Origin of the sequence: Actomonas aquatica (assembly GCF_019679435.2) — a bacterium.
Taxonomy (GTDB): domain Bacteria; phylum Verrucomicrobiota; class Verrucomicrobiia; order Opitutales; family Opitutaceae; genus Actomonas; species Actomonas aquatica.
Map to the genome: position 1 here is coordinate 1,509,948 of NZ_CP139781.1, position 21,927 is coordinate 1,531,874.

13 protein-coding genes are annotated in these 21,927 nt (G+C 66.0%); 11 read left to right on the top strand and 2 right to left on the bottom strand.

What is annotated here, in order from left to right:
• The first annotated feature begins 5 nt into the window (after window positions 1–5).
• The 8 genes from K1X11_RS05785 to K1X11_RS05820 all read left to right on the top strand — a co-directional run bounded on the left by K1X11_RS05785 (window position 6) and on the right by K1X11_RS05820 (window position 10,506).
• Window positions 6–1,529 carry a TolC family protein gene (locus tag K1X11_RS05785; RefSeq protein WP_221033151.1) on the top strand — a complete coding sequence of 508 codons (1,524 nt, stop codon included), beginning with the start codon at window positions 6–8 and terminating at the stop codon, window positions 1,527–1,529.
• A 162-nt stretch (window positions 1,530–1,691) separates the two neighbouring features.
• Window positions 1,692–2,042, top strand: a complete 351-nt coding sequence (locus K1X11_RS05790; protein WP_324726116.1) for a hypothetical protein — start codon at window positions 1,692–1,694, stop codon at window positions 2,040–2,042.
• An 82-nt stretch (window positions 2,043–2,124) separates the two neighbouring features.
• Window positions 2,125–3,387, top strand: coding sequence for a TolC family protein (locus K1X11_RS05795; protein ID WP_221033153.1), 1,263 nt, complete (start codon window positions 2,125–2,127; stop codon window positions 3,385–3,387).
• Window positions 3,388–3,402: 15 nt separating this feature from the next.
• A complete protein-coding gene (locus K1X11_RS05800; protein WP_221033154.1) occupies window positions 3,403–4,341 on the top strand; it encodes an efflux RND transporter periplasmic adaptor subunit in 939 nt (312 codons plus the stop codon).
• 19 nt (window positions 4,342–4,360) lie between these two features.
• A complete protein-coding gene (locus K1X11_RS05805) occupies window positions 4,361–7,435 on the top strand; it encodes an efflux RND transporter permease subunit (RefSeq protein ID WP_221033155.1) in 3,075 nt (1,024 codons plus the stop codon).
• 280 nt (window positions 7,436–7,715) lie between these two features.
• Window positions 7,716–8,273: a DUF1802 family protein gene (locus tag K1X11_RS05810; RefSeq protein WP_221033156.1), complete on the top strand. Its 558-nt coding sequence runs from the start codon at window positions 7,716–7,718 to the stop codon at window positions 8,271–8,273.
• Complete coding sequence (locus K1X11_RS05815; protein WP_221033157.1) at window positions 8,270–9,493, top strand: hypothetical protein; 1,224 nt, start codon at window positions 8,270–8,272, stop codon at window positions 9,491–9,493. The genes K1X11_RS05810 and K1X11_RS05815 overlap by 4 nt, the downstream gene beginning before the upstream one ends.
• 161 nt (window positions 9,494–9,654) lie before the next feature.
• Window positions 9,655–10,506 carry a GNAT family N-acetyltransferase gene (locus K1X11_RS05820; RefSeq protein ID WP_221033158.1) on the top strand — a complete coding sequence of 284 codons (852 nt, stop codon included), beginning with the start codon at window positions 9,655–9,657 and terminating at the stop codon, window positions 10,504–10,506.
• 25 nt (window positions 10,507–10,531) lie between these two features.
• Here the strand turns inward: K1X11_RS05820 and K1X11_RS05825 are convergent, their stop codons facing one another.
• Both K1X11_RS05825 and K1X11_RS05830 read right to left on the bottom strand, forming a co-directional pair.
• Complete coding sequence (locus K1X11_RS05825; RefSeq protein WP_255600027.1) at window positions 10,532–11,944, bottom strand: UDP-N-acetylmuramate--L-alanine ligase; 1,413 nt, start codon at window positions 11,942–11,944, stop codon at window positions 10,532–10,534.
• 81 nt (window positions 11,945–12,025) lie between these two features.
• Window positions 12,026–12,970, bottom strand: coding sequence for an NAD(P)-dependent alcohol dehydrogenase (locus K1X11_RS05830; protein WP_324726117.1), 945 nt, complete (start codon window positions 12,968–12,970; stop codon window positions 12,026–12,028).
• Between the two features lie 233 nt (window positions 12,971–13,203).
• Between K1X11_RS05830 and K1X11_RS05835 the strand changes: the two genes are divergently transcribed.
• The 3 genes from K1X11_RS05835 (at window position 13,204) to K1X11_RS05845 (ending at window position 21,781) form a co-directional block, all read left to right on the top strand.
• Window positions 13,204–15,189: an alpha-L-arabinofuranosidase C-terminal domain-containing protein gene (locus tag K1X11_RS05835; RefSeq protein WP_221033161.1), complete on the top strand. Its 1,986-nt coding sequence runs from the start codon at window positions 13,204–13,206 to the stop codon at window positions 15,187–15,189.
• Window positions 15,190–15,365: 176 nt separating this feature from the next.
• On the top strand, window positions 15,366–19,790 hold the full coding sequence (locus K1X11_RS05840) for a beta-L-arabinofuranosidase domain-containing protein (protein ID WP_221030798.1): 4,425 nt from the start codon (window positions 15,366–15,368) through the stop codon (window positions 19,788–19,790).
• A 272-nt stretch (window positions 19,791–20,062) separates the two neighbouring features.
• Window positions 20,063–21,781, top strand: a complete 1,719-nt coding sequence (locus K1X11_RS05845; RefSeq protein ID WP_221030799.1) for a glycoside hydrolase family 43 protein — start codon at window positions 20,063–20,065, stop codon at window positions 21,779–21,781.
• Window positions 21,782–21,927 lie beyond the last annotated feature (146 nt).

The window sequence follows — 21,927 nt, forward strand, 5'->3', positions numbered from 1 at the left end:
CCCGCATGCGACGCTCCCGTTTCCGTTCCCGCTTCCTCTCCCTCCTGCCCTTGGCTGCCTGCGCGCTCGCCCCGCTCACCGCCAGCGCCCAAGAGCGTCTCGACACCTTGTCGCTCAACGACGCCATCCGCGCCGCGCTCGCCAAGAACTACACCATTCAGGCCCAGGCCGCCGGCACCAACGCCTCCCGCGCCGACCTCTCCGCCGAATGGGGCGCCTTCCATCCCGGTTTCCGCGCGACCTACGACTACACCTCCGACGGTAGCCCGCAGTCCGCCGATCCCTTCACCGGCAACCGCCCGCCCGCCTCCGTCGTCGAGACCGATGCCTACAGCGTCGGCGTCGGTGGCGTCACCCCCTGGGGCCTCAACTATACGGTCTCAGCCTACTCCCAAAACCAGCGCGGCACCTACAACGGCTTTGCCGACAACTATTACTCCTTCGCCGGCATCGAGCTCACCCAACCCTTGCTCAACGGCTTCGGCTGGGACGCCAACCTCGTCGGCGTGCGCCTCGCCCGCGCCGCCCACAACACCGAGCGCTGGGCCTATCGCGGCGCGGTCATGAACATCGTCACCGCCACCATCAACGCCTACCTCGAACTCGACTTCGCCCAAAAGAACCTCGCCATCGCCCGCCGCTCCCGCGACCTCGCCCAGGGCCTGCTCGACGAAAACGAAAAACGCTTCGAAGCCGGCTCCCTCTCCCAAGCCGACGTCACTTCCGCCCGCACCCGCGTCGCCACTCGCGAGGAAGCCATCCTCCTCGCCGCCCGCGCCGTCTCGATCGCGCAAAACAACCTCAAACGCCTCATCACCGACGAACACAGCCCGGCCCTGCTCGCCGACACGCTGCACATCACCAGCGTCCGTCCCCTCGCCGACCGCGAGCCCAACCCCGCCGCCGAATTCCTCGCCGCGCTCGATCGCCGCCCCGATTACCAACAGGCCAAGTTCAACGTCACCCGCGCCGACGCCAACCGCCGCTACCGCCGCAACCAACTCATGCCGCGCGTCGACCTCGTCGGCTCCCTCGGCTACAACGGCCTCGATCCCGATTTCTCTGAGAGCCGCGATCAGGTCCTCGACCGGGACAGCCGCTCCTACTCCCTCGGCGTCGTCTTCAACAGCCCCATCACCTTCGCCGCCGAACGCGGCCGCTACCGCTCGGCCAAGTTCAACCAGCAACAGGCCGAACTTTTCCTCGCCCAAACCGAACAGGACATCGTCGTCTCGCTCGGCAACGCGGCCACCGACATCGACACCGCTCGCCAACGCGTCAAAGTCACCAACGACTCCCTCGGCCTCGCCGAGCAGGCCCTCGACGCCGAACTCAAGAAGCTGCGCGCCGGCACCGGCTCCACCTTCGTCGTGCTCGCCCAGCAGGAGATCCTCGCCGGAGCCGAGATCAGCGCCTACCGCGCCGAGATCGATTTCCAACGCGCCCTCGCCGAATACAACCGCCAGCTCGGCCTGACCCTCGAAGCCCACGGCATCTCCATCGAGGGCGACACCCAGACGAGTTTCTGAACGCCGGATTTTCCCGGCCTCGAGGTGGACGTCGACCTCCGGGCGGCGTCTCCCCTGCCTCTCGGTCGATTCAAGGCTCCTCCCTTGACCTCGCCGGCCACCCGCACACGTTGGCCATTCGTGCGCCCCAACCGCTCCCGCCTTCTTACCGTGCTTGTGCTGATGGTGCTGACCACTTGGTCGGCGGCCACCGCGCACTGCATGCTGGAGGCCGTCGGATTGATCCCGCACACCTCGGCGGCCACCGATGATGGTTGCTGCCAATCCACCGACGATTGCTCCGCGGACGCCTGCGATGTTGTCGAGGACGAGAATTACTCCGCCCCCACCGACGACCTCGCCGCCCCCGCCCCGCACCTCTTCGTCGAACGTTGCCTGCAATGCCTCTGGGACGCCTCGCTGGCGCTCGCCAACGAGCCGCCCTTGGACGACTCCCACGAGCGTGCACAGCACGCCCCCAGCACCCTTGGTGAGACCCTGCGCGTAGCGCACACCGTGGTGTTCCGTTTGTAAGCCTCCGAAGCCTTCCCGGTTCCCGTTCTCCGCCTGTCCGTATCCCGGACCCGGATACACCCGTCAACGCTTCAGGTTTCACATGCACTTTCCCTCCCTTTGGGCTGGGCTGCTCCTTGGCAGCTCGGCCGGGCTGCTTGCCCAATCACTTCCGCCCCCGGAACTCTCTGCGCCGGTCTCTCTCCCCGTCGCCCGCCAATGGGCGCGCGACCAGGACCCGCTGCTCCGCCAGTTCGCCACGCTCGATGACGCCGCCGCCGGCCAGGTCGAGCAGGCTGGCTTGCGGCCCAATCCCGTCGTCGGCGCCGAGCTCGAAAACATCCTCGGCACTGGTCCGCTCTCCGGTGTCGACGGTATGGAAATCACCGTCGGCATCAGCCAACGCCTCGAGACCGCCGCCAAACGGCGCCATCGCACGACCGTCGCCGAGCGCGAGCGCGATCTCCTGCAATGGCAGGCGGCCCAACGTCGCGCCGAGCTCGACGCCGCGGTGAGCGCCGCCTTTGTCGAGGTCCTCCTCGCCCAACAAACGCTCGACCTCGATCGTGAGTTGCTCGACCTCGCCAGCCAGAGCCTGCGTGAGACCGAACGCCTCGTCGAAGCCGCCCAAAGCTCCGCCGTCGATCGCTCCCGCGCCGCGCTGGCCGTGTCGCGCCACCGCTTCGCCCTCGCCCAAACCGAACGTGAACTTGCCGCCGCTCGCGACGGCCTCGCTTCGCTCTGGGGCATGGCGCCCGCCCCCGCGTTCAGCGTGACCGGCGAAACCTCGCCACCACCGCCGCACGCCTTGGCCGACCTGCTCGCGCTCCTCGACGCCACCGCCGCACTCGGCCGCTTCGCCGCCGAAAGCGCCCACCGCGAGGCCCAACTCACCCTCGAGCAGGCCCGGGCGCACCCCGACGTCGAAGTCTCCGCCGGAGCCCGCTACTTCAATGAAGCCGGTGGCGACGGTGCCTTCCTCGTCGGCGCCAGCATTCCCTGGCCGCTGCACGATCGCAACCAGGGCAACATCCGCAGCGCCCGCGCGCGCCTCCAGGCCGTCGACCACGAGCGCGAAGCCGCCCGCCGGGAACTGCTGCGGGAGGTCGCCCTCGCCCATCGCGAGTGGACCAACGCCCACGCCGCCAGCGAGACGCTCGCCAACGACCTCCTGCCCGCCGCCCGCCAAACCCTCGCCGATACCGAGGCCGGCTACCAACGCGGTCAATTCACCTTGCTCGCCGTGCTCGAAAGTCGCGGCGCCCTCATCGAGGTGCGCGCCGCCCAACTCGAAAACCTGCGCCGCGCGCACCGTGCCGCCGCCCGCATCGAGGCGCTCACCCGCCCCGCAGACCTCCAACCCTGATTTCCCTTCACCGCTATGAAAACCCGTCCCTTTCTGTTTTCGCTTAGCCTCCTGCTCGCGACCTCCTGCTTAAACGCTCAATCCCACGACCACGATCATGGTGCGGCAGCGCTCGACGATGATCACCACGACGAAGACATCGTCCAACTCAGCCCCGCCGTCCTGCGCGAGTTCGACCTCGAGCTTGGCCCCATCGGTCCCGGCGCGCTCCATGAGACCGTCGTCCTGCCCGGCGAGATCGAGTTCAACCGCGAACACACCGCCATCATCACCCCGCGCTATGACGCCACCGTGACGCGCATCGAGGTGCGCCTCGCCGATCGCGTGCAACGCGGCCAGGTCCTCGCCCGTCTCGAAAATACGGATACGCTGCGCCCCTTCGAAGTGACCGCGCCGATCGACGGCACCGTGGTCTCCTACGAACTCACCCCGGGCCAGGCCGTGGCCGCCGGCACGCCGCTCTTCACCATCGCCGACCTATCCACCGTATGGGCAGATCTGCGCATCTATCAACGCGACCTCGATCAGATTCACGAGGGACAGACCGTGCGCGTTTCCAGTCGCCATGGTATCACGCCGTTTGACGGCACCCTCTCCTACATCGCGCCCACCATCGACGAACACACCCGCACCGGCCTCGCCCGCGTGGTGGTCGCCAACCCCGACGGCCGCTGGAAGCCCGGCCAGTTTGTGCGCGGCACCGTGTCGATCGAAGAGCATCCGGTCGACCTCTGGTTGCCGCGATCCGCCGTGCTCACCTATGAGGAGCAAACCGTCGTGTTTGTGCAGACCGAGGAAGGCTTTGCACCACACCCGGTGCAACTCGGTCACCACGACGCCGAGGGTTACGAGGTGCTGGGCGGCGTGCAGGCCGGCGACATCGTTGTCCTGCGCAACGCCATCTCCCTCAAAGCCGAGCTGAGCAAGGGCGCCTTCGGCGGCCATCACCACTGAGACCGAAGGATCGCCTCCCATGTTTGACTCCCTCGTTTCCAGCGCCCTGCGCAACAAGCTGGTCGTCGTGCTCTTCACCTGCGCCGTTATCGGCGGCGGGTATTGGGGCTACAAACGACTGCCCGTCGACGCCTTCCCCGACGTCTCGCCCGCCCTCGTGCAGGTCTTCACCGTCACCTCCGGCCTCGGCCCCGAAGAGGTGGAGAAGTTCGTCACCTTCCCGGTTGAAGCCGCCATGAGCGGTCTGCCCCGCGTGCGCGAAATCCGCTCCGTTTCCAACTTCGGATTGTCCGTCGTGAGCGTGTATTTCGAAGAGGACACCGACATCTACTTCGCCCGTCAGGTCGTCGGCGAACGCCTCTCCGAAGCCCGCGAAGCCATCCCCGCCGGCTTCGGCGAACCCGAGATGGGCCCCATTTCCACCGGCCAGGGTTTGGTGCTCTACTACAACCTCATCGACACCACCGGCACCTACTCACTCGAAGAGCTGCGCACCCTCCAGGACTGGGTGGTGAAATACAACCTGCAGACTGTTCCGGGCGTCACCGAGGTGCTCGGAATCGGCGGCTACGTGAAGCAATACCAGGTCAACATCGATCCCGATGCACTCCTGCGCTACAACCTGCCGCTGCACACCGTCATCGAGCGCATCGAAGCCAACAACCAAAACGTCGGCGGCCAGTTTCTCGAGCGCAACGGCGAGATGTTCATCGTGCGCTCCGAGGGCCTCGCCCAAAGCATCGCCGATCTCGAAAGCATCGTCGTCACGCACGAAGACGGCACGCCCGTGCATCTGAGTGACGTTGCCACGATCCGCCTCGGCGGCGAAATCCGCCAGGGCCTGCAAACCCGCAACGGCACCGAAGAGGTCGTCTCCGGCATGGTGATCAAACTCTACGGCACCAACTCCTCCACGGTGATCGACGCCGTCGAGGCCAAGCTCACCGAGATCGAAGCCGCCCTGCCCGCCGGCGTGATCATCGATCCGTATTACCAGCAGAAGACGCTGGTGCAGTCGGCCGTCTCCACCGTCACCAGTTCGCTGATACAAGGCGTCGTGCTGGTGGTGCTCATCCTGCTGATTTTTATCGGAGGTTTTCGCCCCAGCGTGGTCGTCGCGCTGGCGATTCCATTCTCCGTCCTCTTCGCGACGCTCGCGATGTATTATGCCGGAATCTCGGCCAATCTCATGTCGCTCGGCGGCATCGCCATCGCCATCGGCATGATGGTCGACGGCACCATCGTCATGGTGGAAAACGCCGACCGTCTGCTGCGCGCCGCTCCGGCCGACGAACCGAAACACCACACCATCGCCGCCGCCTGCCGGGAAGTCGCGCGACCGATTTGCTTCTCCATCCTCATCGTGGTGCTCGTTTTCCTGCCGCTGTTCACCCTGCAGGGAGTGGAAGGCAAAATGTTCCGACCGCTCGCCTACACCGTTTCCCTCGCGATGTTTGGTTCCTTACTCTACGCCCTCGTCGGCGCGCCGGTTTACAGCTGGCTGTTTATGGCCAAACCGCGCCGCGTGCACGCCAACCGCGATGTCTGGATCGTGCGTCTGCTGGTCACTGCTTATCGCCCGATCGTGCGTGCCTTTGTCCGCGCTCGTTTCGCCGCGGTCTTGCTCGCGCTCGGTCTGCTCGCGCTCGGCGCCATCGTCTTCCCGCGGCTCGGCTCCGAATTCACCCCGCGGCTCATGGAAGGCGACATCATCGCCAACCTGACCATGGCGCCGTCGGTCTCGCTGGAGGAAACCAAACGCAACACCCTCATCGCCGAAAAACGCCTGCTGGAGATCCCCGAAATCGCCCAGGCGGTTTCCCGCATCGGTCGCGGTGAAGTCGGCGCGCACGCCGACCCCATCAACACCGTGCACATGATGGTCGTGCTGAAACCCTCCGCGGGGTGGCGCGACGGATTCACCCAAATCGACATCGAAAACGCCATGCGCGAAAAGCTGCACGGCATGCCGGGGGTGATGGCCAACATCACGCAGCCGATCCAGCTCACGGTCGACGAACTCATCGGCGGCTCCAAAGCACAGCTCTCGATCAAGCTCTTCGGCCCCGACCTCGATCTGCTCAAAACCCACGGCGACGAACTCGCGGCCGTCCTCCGCCAAATCGACGGTGCGGCCGACGTGCAGGTGGGCCAGCTCACCGGCGCACCACAAATCGTCGTCCGCCCCGACCGGGAAGCCATCGCCCGGCACGGTCTCAACCTCTCGGAGGTTCAGGAGCTGATCGAAGCCGCCGTCGGCGGCGTGCAAGCCGGCCAAGTTTACGAGGGCGTCCAGCGCTACGACATCCAAGTGCGCTACCGCGAGGACGCCCGCCGCACCATCGAGAATCTGCGCGACCTCATCGTGCACACCACCGACGGTGCGCTCATCCCGCTCAGCGAAATCGCCCGCATCAGCGAAGTTGTCGGCCCCCGCGAGATCGTGCGGGAAAACAACCAGCGTTACATCGAGGTGCAGGCCAACGTGGTCGGCCGCGACATCGGCAGTTTTGTGGCCGAAGCGCAGGCCGCCATCGCTCGCGACGTGTCCTTGCCCCCCGGATACCTCGTGAGTTGGGGCGGGCAGTTTGAGTTGCAACAGGAGGCCAACGCCCGGCTCGCCGTGGTGGTGCCGGTCACCCTCGTGCTCATCGCCCTGCTGCTTTACCTCAGCTTCCACTCGCTGAAGAACACCGCGCTCATCCTCCTCAACATCCCGCTCGCCCTCGTTGGTGGCGTGGTCGGACTCTGGCTGGCGGGCGAAAACCTCTCGGTGCCTTCCAGCATCGGTTTTATCGCCCTCTTCGGCATCGCGTTGGGCAACGGGATGGTCCTCGTCACCTACCTCAACCAACTGGTGGCCGACGGTCGATCGATCGACGAAGCCAGCATCGAAGGCGCCTGCCTCCGCGTGCGGCCCGTGCTCATGACAGCCGGCACAACCCTCCTGGGACTGCTCCCCCTCCTGCTCGCCAGCGGCACCGGCAGCGAAGTCCAGCGTCCCCTCGCCATCGTGGTCATCGGCGGCCTCGTCTCCTCCACCCTCCTCACCCTCCTGGTCATCCCCGCCCTCTACAAATGGTTCACCAGGTAGGGTCGGACCGCCCCGTGAGCAGCGCTTGACTCGCACGCTCGGGTTCGCGAGAAACGACCCTTTCACTCCTTTCATCACTATGGGCCAACAAATCAACAAGATCCAAAAACGTCGTCGTCGCGAAGCTTACCTGAAGCGCAAAAAAGAAGCCGCCAAGGCCGCTCCCAAGAGCAAGGCCAAGGCTAAGAAGTAAGCCGCCTCCCGCTTTTACGCACCAGAAACCGCAGCCTTACCGCTGCGGTTTCTTGGTTTCTGGATTTCCGCCCCAACACTTTTTGTTATGCCTGCCCCCATGTTCCCCGCCTTCAAGGAGTGGCAGGCCGTCGTCAACGCCCTCGCGAGCGGGCATCAGACCCTCATCCTGCGCAAGGGCGGCATCGCCGAGGGCCGGGGCGGCTTTCGTCCCCGCGGTGAACCGTTTTGGCTCCTCCCCACCGGCTTCCACGCCCAAGCCGATAAACTCATCCCGGCCGCCGCCCCGTTCCTGCCCGTTGCCGAGACACCGGCTCTCGCCACCGTCACCCTCACCGCCTGGGCCGAACTCCACCATCACACCTTTCTCGACGATTGGGAATCCGTCACCCGCCTTGCCCCGAACCACCTCTGGACCGAGACCACCGTGCGGGAACGATTCGACTGGACGCAACCTGCCGGACTCCACCTGCTCGTCCTGCGGGTGCATCGCTTGGAGACCCCGGTGGACTTCGCCCTCACCTCCGCGCAGGCGGGCTGCAAATCTTGGGTCGAGCTCCCGCTCGATCCGACCGACCTCCCCAGCCGACCGGCCCTCGACGATGCGACTTTCGCGACCGCCATCCGTGACCTCCTCCAGCCATGATCACACTACGACGTTGGGGATGGCTGATTCCCCTGCTCTTGCTGAGCACCGCCTGCTCCCGGCAGGAAACCGCGACCGCCACTACGTCGGCAGCGGACTCCCCCGCCGCTGCGACCGCGCCCTTCGTCGATGAAACCACCGCCGACTATTTCGACCTCGATCTGTCCCCCTTCGCGGTGCGCGAGTGGCCCCCTTCCTTTGCGTCCATCAATCTCGACGGACGCCCCCTGCACCTCGACCCGTGGACGCTCACCGCGCTCCTGCTCCAGACCGAATCCCACAGCACCAACCGCGACGACGAAGCTCGCCTCCAACTCGAATCGCTCCTGCGCGCCTTCGATCCGAGCGACTTGGAGCGGGCGCCCCCCGAGCTCCTCAAAACGCGCGCATTGGAATTCATCCGTCCCCAGATCGGCGACGGCGCTGAGCGACCGGCTCGCTACAACGCAGCCAGCGCCTCGCTCAGTCGCGTGGTCCGCACCGGCACGTGGCAGTGCCACACCGGGACCCAGTTGTTTTTCCTCTCCGCCCTGCGCCTGCCCGCCGACGCCTTTCGCCGCCATCATTTCGTGTTGATCTACGAACGCGGCCACGTCCTGCCCGGCTACCTCCGCCAGATCAACGGCACCTGGTTCCTCTACGGCATCGAAATGACCGTGCTCGGCGCCGGCCACAAACCCTACGGCCCCACGCCGCGCCTCGCCGAACGTGGCTTCGACCTGCGCATCGTATCCGCCCCCGAAGCGCTCACACTGCAGGCGGTTGGGCCTTACCTCACCAACAGCGCCACCCTGGCCACGCACCTCCTGCGTCGCACCGCCGAACGCTACGACATCCCGCTCGCCGACCTCGAACGCAACATTCGCGCCTCGGAGCAACGCACCCAACGCACCACCACCGGTAGCACGGCCGCCGGTGCCGATACCAACATCCGCCAACCCGCCCTCGCCTCGCCCTGGGCCTTCGGCCGCGCCGAGGTGCCGGAAGGCGATCGCCCCATGCTTACCGCCGAACGCCTCAATCCACGTTTCGTCACCTACTCCTTCACCGAAGTCCTCGGCATGCTCCCCGCCGACGCCACCCGTGACGACCCGCTCAACCCCCACGCCACCACCACCGACTCCGAAGGCGACAGCGAGCCCGCGGTCGGCGAAGAAAGCGACGAAGGCGACCTCGGCCTGGTCTACCCCTGGCACCCCGACTACCCCGGCAACAACTGAGCGGCACTGAGGTCTGCAATCTCGGATGGACACAGATGAAAGGCACGCGGTGCGTAGCCGGTAGGCGGAGCCCTTCGTGTCTATTCGTGGTTAAAAATGTCCTGCCTCTCGGCCCCACGCTTTGCGTTCGCCATCACCGCGGATCGGACGACCGTTCTGATATGATCACCTACCGCACGGCGACCCGTGCCGAACTCGATATCGCGGTTGAATGGGCCGCCGCCGAGGGTTGGAATCCCGGCCTCCACGACGCCGCCTTGTTCTGGCACACCGATCCCGCGGGCTTCGTCTGCGCCGAACGCGACGGTGGGGTCATCGCCACCGGCTCCATCGTGGCTTACGGCGACGCCGCCGGGTTCATGGGCTTCTTCATCGTGCGCCCCGACCTGCGCGGCCAAGGCATCGGTCGCGAGTTCTGGACGTGGCGTCGCGATACCCTGCGCGCCCGCCTGCGTCCCGACGCCCCCATCGCCATGGACGGCGTGTTTGACATGCAGGCCTTCTACGCCCGTGGCGGTTTCCAATTTACCCACCGCAATCTGCGCATGGCAGGCACCGGCCGTCGCTCCGCCCAACTCGACCCCGCGCTCGTTGACCTGTCTGTCCTGCCTTTCGCCGATGTGTTGGCCTACGATACCGCTCACTTCGGTTGCAGCCGGGCCAGGTTCCTCGAGCCTTGGATCCGCCCGGCCGGTGGACTCGCGCTCGGTTTTGTGACCCACCACACCCTGCGCGGCATCGGCGTCATCCGTCCCTGCCGGGAAGGATATAAGATCGGCCCGCTGTTCGCCGACGACGCCCACATTGCCGAAGCCCTCTTCGTCGGACTCTCCGCACACGCCGCCGACCAGCCGCTCTTCCTCGATACACCGGAGAACAACCCCGCGGCGCTCGCGCTCGCGCAAGCCCACGGCCTGACCGAGGTCTTCGGCTGTGCCCGCATGGTGCACGGCCCGATTCCGGACCTGCCGTGGAACCGTATCTACGGCGTCACTACGTTCGAACTGGGTTGAGCCAACGCCGTCGGGCGTCCCCGCCTCAACTTTCGCCTGCTGCCATCTTCACAAACGCATCGATGATGCCGTCGAAGGAGCCGTTGGTGAAGAAGACCACCACCCGCGGTTTGCCGTCGCCGGGCAGCGTGCTGACTTCGAGCTTCACCAGCAGTTTGCCGTTCGTTTCGGCCGTGTGTGCTTCGGTGCCGTGTCCGGTCAGGTAGGCCATCACCGCCTCGCGGTTAAAACGTTCGGCTTCGCTGAGCCGTTCCGCGCGATTGACCGCGCCGAGATACACCTCATCGGCCAGAGCGAGGGCGTGCATGAACGGTTCCTCCAGCGCCCGGGTGCGCGCCGTGTTGCTGCGCGGCTCAAACACCGCCGTGAGCACATATTCCGGATAACGCGCCCGCAGCGACCGCAGGGTCTGATCCAGCGCCGTCGGGTGGTGACCAAAGTCTTCGATCACCACCAACTTCTCCTGTTGCACGCGAATCTCCTGCCGCCGCCGCACGCCCCGGAACTTCGCCAGCGGCGCCAACGACACCACCGTCGGATCCTCGGGGTTCAGAGCCAGTCCCGCCGCCGTCGCCGCCATCGCCGCATTGCGCGCGTTGAACAGCCCGGCAATCACCCACTCGACCCGCCCCCAGTCGCGACCGCGCCATTGCAGACCAAAGCTCGCGCCGGTGCCCGACTCGGCAAAATCCACGATGCGCACGTCGTTGTGCTCCCCCACGCCGACCCGCAGCACCTGCGTCCACGGCATGTCGTCGAGCTTGGCCAGATTGGCGTCATCGCCGTTTAGCAGCACAAAGCCATTGCGCGGCACGATGCGCGTCAGGTGGCGGAACGTCCGCTCCACATCGACGAGATCGCGAAAGATGTCGGCGTGATCAAACTCGAGGTTGTTGAGCACCGCGATGTGGGGTGCGTAGTGAATGAACTTCGACCGCTTGTCGAAGAACGCGCTGTCGTATTCGTCACCCTCGATCACAAACGGATCGTCCAGTGCCCCGAGGTGCTGCCCCACCGGCGGATCCAGCGGCACGCCGCCGATCAGGAAACCCGGATCGCACCCGTTCTCGCGCAGCAAAAACGCCGTCATGGATGTGGTGGTCGTTTTGCCGTGCGTGCCACAGATCACGAGATTGCGCCGCCCCGCCAACACCGTCTCCGCCAACAAAGCAGGCAGCGACGTGAAGCGCAGCGCGCGGGACTCCAACAGCCACTCGACCTCCGGATTCCCGCGGCTCATCGCATTGCCCACCACCACCAGGTCCGGGGCCAGCTGCGCCAGCCGCTCCGCATCGTAGCCCTCGTGCACGGTGATGCCCGCCTCCGCCAGCACGTCGCTCATCGGCGGATACACCCCGGCATCCGCGCCAGACACCTCATGCCCCGCCGCCCGCGCCAACAACGCGGCGTTGCCCATCGCGGTTCCACAAATGCCCATGAAGTAAAGCTGCATAACGAACCTCTCTACCTACTCTATCGGTCCTTCGCCAGCCCTCCCGAACCAAAAAATTCGCGCCCTCTACGGGGCCAGCACCACCGCGCCTTGCCGGGCTTCGCTTTCCACCAGGCGATGGGCCTCCGCGGCCTGCGCCAAAGGCAACACGCGATCGACGATCGGCCGCAAGGTGCCATCCGCCAACATCTCCATCAGCGTATCCAGTTCGGCCTGAGACTCGCCCGCAAACGCCACAAACACCATCTTGCCCTCGGCTTTACCGGGCTTGCCGAAGCTGCCGCGCAACAAATCGCCAAAACGCGGATTCCCCAGCAGCACCCGCCCGCCCGATTTCACCCCAGCCAAACAGGTCGCCAGCGAGACCCCCACCGGCATGCTGAAAATCACGTCAAACGCCGCGCCGCGGTCCTCCCACCGCTCCTGCGTGTAGTCGATGAAATCGTCCGCCCCGGCCCTGCGGATAAGCTCCGCCTTCTCCGTCTTGTCCACCACCGTGACGTGCGCCCCGCGCGCTTTCGCGATCTGAATCGCCAGCAAACCAATGCTGCCGCCACCGCCGATGATCAGCAGCTCCTCGCCCGGTTGCAGCTTCGCCAGATTCAGAAAGTGCAACGCATTCAATCCGCCCAGCAAGCTCGCTGCCACCGCGTCGAAATCCACCGCCGCCGGCAGTCGCGCGATCGTATAATTTTCCGGATACACCGCTTCCTCGGCGTAAGCGCCCATGCGCAGCTTGGCGCATCCGGCCACCCGGTCGCCGACTTTAAATCGCGTCACCGCCGCCCCACACGCCGTCACTTCACCGGCCCAATACCCTCCCAGCACCTGATGCGCCCGCCGTGGCCCCGTCACGCCCCACGCCAAACGCAGCGCCCACGCGAACCACTTCACCGGAAACCGCATGCTGCGCAGCTCACAATCTCCCTTCGTCGCCTCGACCGCGCGAATGCGCACGCGCACCTCGTTCGGCTTCGGTTCCGGCTGGGGCCGCTCGACCACCCGCAACACCTCCGGCGGCCCATAGGATTCATAAACAACGGCTTTCATCGCAACGCCCCCCATTCCCCGCCATCCGCCCCAAATGACAACCTCCGATCCCGGACCGCATCCAATATAACCGTTTGGTGCCTATTGCAGCTGACACTGCCTGCCCCGCCCAACCACCATACCCACCCCCATTCCCCGGCCTTCCCTGCTCCTCCGGCAGCGCCCTCCCTGTGGTCAAAAACCCTCCCCCTTCCATGCGCCCAATCTTCCCCGCACTTTTCCTCGGAATCGTCGCCACGGCCACCGCCACCACCCTCTCCGTCGACCTCGACGCCCCCGGCAAAGCCATCAGCCCCGACCTCCTCGGCATTTTCTACGAGGACCTCAATTACGCCGCCGACGGCGGTCTCTACGCCGAACTCCTCCAAAACCGCTCTTTCGAATACCGCGCCTCCGAGCGCAGCTCCTGGACCAACTTCACCGCCTGGCAACTCGAGCAACGCGGCGGCGCCGAGGGCCGTTGGGAACTCGGCGACGCCCGCCCCGTCCACCCGCGCAACCCGCACTACCTCCACCTGCGCACCACCGCCCTGCCCGACGAATCCACCGACGCCGCCGTCGGCATCAGCAACGCGGGTTTCGACCAGATTCCCGTCACCGCCGGCGACGCCTACGAGGCCTCCTTCTTCGCCTACCAAACCTACAACGGCATCATGTGGCGCGACGCCGACCAATCCGTCCCCATGCCCGTGACCGTCCGCCTCGAAGCCGCCGACGGCACCGTCCTCGCCGAGCAATCCCTCGAGATCACCGGCCGCGCCTGGACGAAGTATGCCGCCACTCTCACGCCCACCCGCAGCGACGACCACGCCCGCTTTGTCCTGCTCATGCACCGCCTCGGTGGTGTCGCCCTCGACATGATTTCGCTCATGCCGCACGACACCTTCAAGGGCCGCCCCAACGGCCTCCGCCGCGACCTCGCCCAAGCCATCGCCGACCTCCACCCGAAGTTCATGCGCTTCCCCGGCGGCTGCCTCGTCCACGGTCAGGGCGCTCACCGCTTCTACGACTGGAAAAACACCCTCGGCCCGCTCGAAGGCCGCGAATCCGCCCGCAACCTCTGGGGCTACGACCAAACCTTCGGCCTCGGCTACTTTGAGTTCTTTCAATTTTGCGAAGACATCGGCGCCAAACCCCTGCCCGTCGTCGCCGCCGGCGTCAGTTGCCAACACTCCGGCCACAGCCCCGGCCGCGGTCAGGAATGCCTCCCGCTTGAGGAAATGCCCGCCTACATCCAGGACGTGCTCGATCTCATCGAGTGGGCCAACGGTCCCGCTGACTCCACCTGGGGCGCCCTCCGCGCCGCCGCCGGCCATCCGGAACCCTTTGGCCTCACCTACCTCGGCGTCGGCAACGAGGACGCCATCACGCCCGAGTTCGAGGCACGCTTCACCCTGATCCGCGACGCCATCAACGCCCGCTATCCCGACATCGTCGTCATCGGCACCTCCGGCCCCTTCGCTTCCGGTGAGGATTACGAAAAGGGCTGGGCCTTCGCCCGCGCCACCGACGTCGCCATGGTCGACGAACACTACTACGTCCCGCCCGCCTTCTTCTGGGACAACCAACAGCGCTACGACGCCTACGATCGCGACGGCCCGCTCGTCTATCTCGGTGAATACGCCGCCCACGAACCCAACCGTCGCAACACCCTGCGCAGCGCCATCGCCGAAGCCGCCGGTCTCATCAGCTACGAGCGCAACGGCGACCTCGTGCGCTTTGCCTCCTACGCCCCGTTGCTCGCCCGCCGCGGCCACACCCAGTGGCACCCCGACATGATCTACTTCGATGCCACTCAGGTGTATCCGAGTGCCAACTACTACACCCAGCAGCTCTTCGGCCATCACGGCGGCGACACCTACCACACCACCACGCTCGAAGGCCTGGCCACCGACACCCGCCTCGTCGCGGGCACGGTGTCCGACTCCACCACCGGTGACATCATCCTCAAGATCGTGAACGGAGAGGCCGAGCCCCAGACCGTCGACCTTCAGCTCGCCGGCCTCGGCGGCCCGACCACCGCCACCCGCATCCTCCTCACCGGCCCCGCCGCCGATGCCGTCAACGAGGACGGCGAGCCGCCCGTCATCGCCCCCGCCACCGACACGCTCACCCTGTCCCCCACCACCACCTACACCGCCCCCGCCCACTCCCTCACGGTCCTCCGCTTCTCCCGCTGAGCCAGTAATCAAATTGTTGTAGCAACGGCCGTCTCGGCCGTTCCCCCTGCCCCTCGGAACAATCCCCCCCCCCAAGGCGAATCGTTAGTGAAGCCATCCATGTCTACTTGTGCGCCTCTGGCGTATCCGTGGTTAAAAATAACCCTGCCCCTCCGTCTCTGCCCCTCCTTCTCCCCATGCGCCCCTCCCGCCTGCCCCTCGCCACCCTCGCTCTCACCGCTGCTGCGCTGCTCCCCCTCGCCACTACCACCGCCAGCGCCCAAACTTGGACCGCCGATAACGGCGACGGCACCTACACCAACCCACTCTTCTACGACGAGTTCTCCGACCCCGATATCATTCGCGTCGGCGAGGACTACTACCTCACCGGCACGACCATGCACTCCATGCCGGGCCTGCCCGTCCTGCACTCCCGGGATCTCGTCAACTGGTCGCTCGCTTCCTACGCCGTCGAGACGCTCGACCTCGGCCCTGAATACCGCCTGGAGGATGGCGGCTCGATCTACGGCCAAGGCATCTGGGCCCCCTCCTTCCGCTACCACGACGGCGTTTTCCACATCTTCGCCAACGTCAACCGCCAGCGCACCCAACACTTCTACACCACCGATCCGCACGGCACCTGGACCCACGAGCAGATGGACATCTCGCTCCACGATCTCTCCGTGCTGTTTGAGGACGACGGCACCGCTTGGGTGATCTGGGGTTACCGCGGCATCCACCTCGCCCAACTCACGCCCGACCTCAAAAACATCGTGCCGGGCACCGAGCAGCTCATCATCGGACCCGATTCCGGCATCGGCGAGGGCGTGCACTTCTACAAGTGGGACGGCCGCTACTACATCACCTCGTCCAACTACGACCCCGTCGGCTACATGGCCTGCGCCCGCGCCGACCGCATCGACGGTCCCTACGAGGTCATCACCATCAGTGCCCAGGAAACCCTCGGCACCGGCGACGGCTACCGCCTCCAAGGCATCGGTCGCGGCCCCTTCGGCGAGTTCACCATTCACCCGCGCAACCCGTCTTCGATGGGTGCCATTCCCATGCACCAAGGCGGCATCGTCGACACCCCCTCCGGCGAGTGGTGGGCCGTCTCCATGACCGACCACAACTCCGTCGGCCGCGTCTCCGCCCTCTCCCCCATCACTTGGCAGGACGGCTGGCCCTTCTTCGGCCTCCCCGGCAACCTGCTGCGCTCGCCGCGCACCTGGATCAAACCCAACACCGGCCACACCGTCGACACGCCCCACGCCCCCTACGCGCGCAACGACGACTTCTCCGGCCCCGAGCTCGGCAAGGTCTGGCAATGGAGCCACGTGCCGGTCGCCGACGCCTGGTCGCTCTCCGCCCGCCCCGGCCACCTGCGTCTCACCGCCCTGCCCGCCAAGGAGTTTTGGTTCGCCCGCAATACCCTCACCCAACGCGCCATGGGCCCCGAGTCCATCGCCACCACCGTCATCGATCCGGCCGGCATGCAACCCGGCGACACCGGTGGCCTCGCCGTCGTCAACTACCCCTACGCCTGGATCGGCATCACCAAAGCCGCCGACGGTTCGATCAACCTCCGCCGCTACGATCAAAACGGCGGCGATCGTTACAGCCGCCCCATCGTCGCCGATCGCATCTGGCTGCGCACGCACTGCAATTTCGACACCGAACAGGCCACCCTCAGCTACTCCACCGACGGCGAAAACTTCACCACCCTCGGCGATCCCTTCACCCTGGTCTTCCAGCTCCGCACCTTCCAGGGCGTGCGGTATGGACTTTTTCACTACAACGCCTTCGGCGAAACCGGCGGACACCTCGACTTTGATGCCTTCACCGTGGACGAGCCTCGCGCCGTCCGCTCCATTCCCTTCGATCGGCAGATCCGCCTGACCTCCCGCGCCCACGGCAGCGTGCTCGCCAATTGGCGCGGCCGCCTGCGCCTCTTCGCCGCCGACTCCGAAACCGCCCAATCCGACGCCGCGTGGTTCCACGTCATCGATCGCGGACAGGGCCGTGTCGCCCTCGCCGCCGCCGATGGTTCCGGCTTCGTCACCGTCACCGGCCTCGGCGCCATCGCCGACGTCAAACTCACCGCCGAGATCGATCCCGTCGCCTCCGTCTTCCAGTGGCAGCACATGCTGCAGGGCGACACCATGCTGCTCTCGCTGCTCACCGAACGTTTCCTCACCGCATCGCCTGCCGTCAACGGCCTCGCCTCAGCCGACGCTCCCGGCGCCGCGCCCGACCGCAAGGGCGGTGCCACCTTCACCTTCGAGACGCGCCCGCTCCCGACCGTCGCCACGCCACTGCGCTACTTCGAGCTCGACGACGTCACGCTGCTCGACGGCCCCTTCAAACACGCCCAGGACCTCAACGTTTCCTACCTGCTCGCCCTCGATCCCGATCGCCTGCTCGCCGGTTTCCGCCTCGAAGCTGGCCTCGAACCGCGCGCCGAGAAATACGGCAACTGGGAAAACATCGGCCTCGATGGCCACACCCTCGGCCATTACCTCACGGCCCTCGCCCAAAGTTGGGCCGCCACCGGTGACGCCGAAATGAAGCGCCGCCTCGACTACTGCGTCGCCGAGCTCGCCCTCTGCCAGGAAGCCAACGGAAACGGCTACGTTGGCGGCGTGCCCGAGTCCGACAAAGTCTGGGCCCGCGTCGCCTCCGGCGGCTTCGACGCCCAGGGCTTCTCCCTCGGGGGCGCCTGGGTGCCTTGGTATAACATGCACAAGACCTTCGCCGGTCTGCGTGACGCCTGGCTCATCGCCGACAACGCCCAGGCCCGCGACGTCCTTGTCAAACTCACCGATTGGTGCGCCGACCTCCTCGGCCAGCTCTCCGATGCCGACGTGGAGATCATGCTGCGCGCCGAACACGGCGGCATGACCGAAATTATCGCCGACGTCTATGCCATCACCGGCGACGCCAAATACCTCCGCCTCGCCCAGCGTTTCACCCACCGCGCCATCCTCGACGACCTCCTCCAGCGCCGCGACAACCTCACCGGCAAACACGCCAACACCCAGATCCCCAAGATCATCGGCTTCGCCCGCATCGCCGAGCTCGGTGGCGACCCGGCCTGGGACGGCGCTGCCCGCTACTTCTGGGAAACCGTCGCTGCCCACCGCAGCGTCGCCTTCGGCGGCAACAGCGTGCGCGAACACTTCAACGCCACCGACGACTTCCTCGACATGTTGCGCTCCCGCGAGGGCCCCGAGTCCTGCAACACCTACAACATGCTCCGCCTCTCCGAGGCCCTCTTCCGCCGCGACGGCGACGCCCGCTACGCCGACTACTACGAACGCGCGCTCTACAACCACATCCTCTCCACCCAACACCCCGAACACGGCGGCTTCGTCTACTTCACGCCCATCCGTCCGCGCCACTACCGGGTCTACTCGCAACCCGAACAGTGCTTCTGGTGCTGCGTTGGCTCCGGCATCGAAAACCACGGCAAATACGGCCAGTTCATCTACGCCACCAACGACGCGCACGACCTCTGGGTAAACCTCTTCATCGCCTCGCGCCTCGATGCCGGAAACGGCCTCACCGTCACCCAGGAAACCGCGTTCCCCGACGAGGCCTCCACCCGCCTCACCCTCAACCTCGCGGCCAACACCAAGCGCGACTTCGCTCTGCACCTGCGCCACCCGTCTTGGACGCCCGCCGGCGCCTTCGCGGTCCGCGTCAACGGCGAGCCCGTGCGCATCACCTCCACGCCCGGCAGCTACCTCGCCCTCGAACGCACGTGGCAGGACGGCGACGTGATCGAGATCGACGTGCCCATGAGCACGCACCTCGAACGCCTGCCCGACGGCTCCGACTACGCTGCCATCATGCACGGCCCCATCCTGCTCGCCGCCAAAACCAGCACCGATCAACTCGACGGCCTCATCGCCGACGGCTCCCGCATGGGCCACGCCGCCCCCGGCGCCTTCAAGCCGCTCGACGCCGCCCCCATGTTGGTGGGCAACCCGATGGCCATGGTCGCCGCCATCCAACCCGTGCCGGGTGAGCCGCTACACTTTACCGCCGCCGACGCCATCCGTCCTGACAATTTTGATACGCTCGAACTCGAGCCTTTCTTCCGCGTGCACGACGCGCGTTACATGATGTATTGGCGCATCGCCTCCGCCGCCGACTACGACCAAGTTGTCGCCGACCTCCACGCCAGCGAAGCCGCCCGCCTCGCCCTGGACGCCCGCACCGTCGACCTCGTCATGCCCGGTGAACAACAACCCGAAGTGGAGCACAACTTCGCCGGCGGCGACACCTGGCAGGGTCACACCTTCGGCCGTTCCTTCCGCGCCGCCAACGATTGGTTCTCCTACGAGCTGAATCCCCACGGTGCGACCGAGCTCGAACTCCAACTCACCCACTGGGGCAACAGCTGGCGTCCCGAGCACCTCGCCGTCGAACTTAACGGCACCCCGCTCGGCACCGTCACCCTCCCCGGCAACGAAGGTGAAGCCTTCATCACCAAAACGCTGCAAATCCCCGCCAGCCTGCTCACCGCCGACACGCTCACCGTCACCTTCCGTCCCGGCCACGACTCCACCCGAGTCCCCGCCCTCTACGAAGTCCGCCTCACCAAACCCCAGCCGTAGAAACCACCGGGGCTTTTTAACCACGGATGGACACGGATAGCTTCGCCTACCGGCTACGCACTGAAACCTAACTCCACCGTGGACGCAGGAAGAGCCTACTAAAGGCGCAACGGTAGTGGAGCCCTTCGTGTCCACTTGTGCGCCTCAGGCGCATCCGTGGTTAAAAATCAGCGCTGCCTCTCGGCTTCCGTCCGGCCGCGGTCTATAATTCGTCCTGCTGCTTTCGCGACCCGCCGCGGGCTTCGCCGTTAGAACACACGTTCCCCATTTCCATGAAGAACCTGCTACCCAAAATCACTACCCTGGCCGCCGCATTGACGGCCGCCACCACCCTCACCGCCGCGGACCCGGCGCCCGTGGTGTTCGAGTCCTTCGAATACACCGGCAACGACACCATCTTCAACCTCCCGCTGGCCGATGGTGAATACCGCAACCCCGTCCTCGCCGGCTATTACCCCGACCCGTCCATCTGCCGCGTCGGCGAAGACTACTACCTCATCAACTCCTCCTTCGCCCACTTCCCGGGCATCCCGGTCTTCCACTCGACCGACCTCGTCAACTGGACCCAGATCGGCAACGCCATCGACCGCGTGGACCAGATGCCGGCCGACGGCCTGCGCATCACCCGCGGCATCTTCGCCCCGGCCATCAGCTACCACGACGGCCTCTTCTACATCGTCTGCACCAACGTCGATGCCGGCGGCAACTTTGTGATCACCGCCGAGGACCCCGCCGGTCCGTGGTCCGATCCCATCTGGCTTGAGTTCGACGGCATCGATCCGTCGATTTTCTTCGACGAGTCGACCGGCCGCGCCTGGATCGTCAACAACGGCAACCCGCCCAACAACGACCCGATCTACCAGGGTCACCGTGCCATCTGGATTCAGGAGTGGGGCATCAAGGAGATGAAGCCCATCGGCCCGCGCAAGATCATCATCAACGGCGGCGTCGACCTCAGCAAAGAGCCCGTCTGGATCGAGGGCCCGCACATCTACAAACGCGGCGACTGGTATTACCTCAACTGCGCCGAGGGCGGCACCTCCGTCAACCACTCCCAGGTCATCTTCCGCTCCAAGTCTCCTGACGGTCCCTACACGCCGTTCACCGACCATCCCACCCTCACCCAACGCGACCTGCCGGCCGATCGCGATCACCCCGTGACCTGCACTGGCCACGCCGACTTTGAAATCGGTCCCGATGGCAACTGGTGGTCCGTCTTCCTCGCCTGCACGCCGTATGTGGATGGCCACTACAACACCGGTCGCCAGACCTTCCTCCTGCCCGTCACCTGGAGTGAGGACGGTTGGCCCACCATCCTCAAACCCGGCCTCGAGGTGCCCTACACCCACACCAGCCCCGCCGGAGCCGTCTTCGCCGATCCCGCCGGCGCCACCATCACCGCCCCGGACTTCCCCACCACCGGCAACTTCACCTGGCGCGACGAGTTTGATCGCGACGAGCTCGGCAATCCGTGGCTCTTCCTCCGCGCCCCGCAGCAGACCTTCTGGTCTCTCGCCGACGGCGCCCTGCAGGTCACGCCGCAGGACCGCGTGCTCCGCGATCTGCACACGCCCGGCTTCATCGGTCGCCGCCTCCAGCACAACCGCTTCGTGACCTCTACCACGATGCAGTTGCCCGCCCAGACCGGCGTGCGCGCCGGCCTCTCCGCCTTCCACAACGAGACCCGCCAATACAACTTCCTCGTTCGCCGCACGACCACTGCCGGCAACGCCTACGAGATCATGGTGGAAACCCAGCGCGGCGCCCCCGAGGACACCCAGCTGACCGTCGGCCAGCTCAACGCCGCTCCCGGCAGCGCCATCACGCTGCGTCTCACCGGCCACGACGAAGCCTACGTCTTCGATTACAGCCTCGACGGCGGTTCCACCTGGACTCAGCTCGGCGGTGTCTTCGACGCGCGTAACCTCAGCGTGGATACAAGCTACGACTTCATCGGCGTCCTCCTCGGCGTTTACGCCACGACGAAGTAACGCCGCTCGTTCACGTCACCCACACCTTCCCCCGGGGCACCCATCGCGGTGCCCCTTTTTTGTGCGCCGACGATCCGCTCTTCGCGGCACGCATAGGGTTATACGCCAAGCGCATAGCGGCTAGGCGATCCGCACATTAGTCAGAT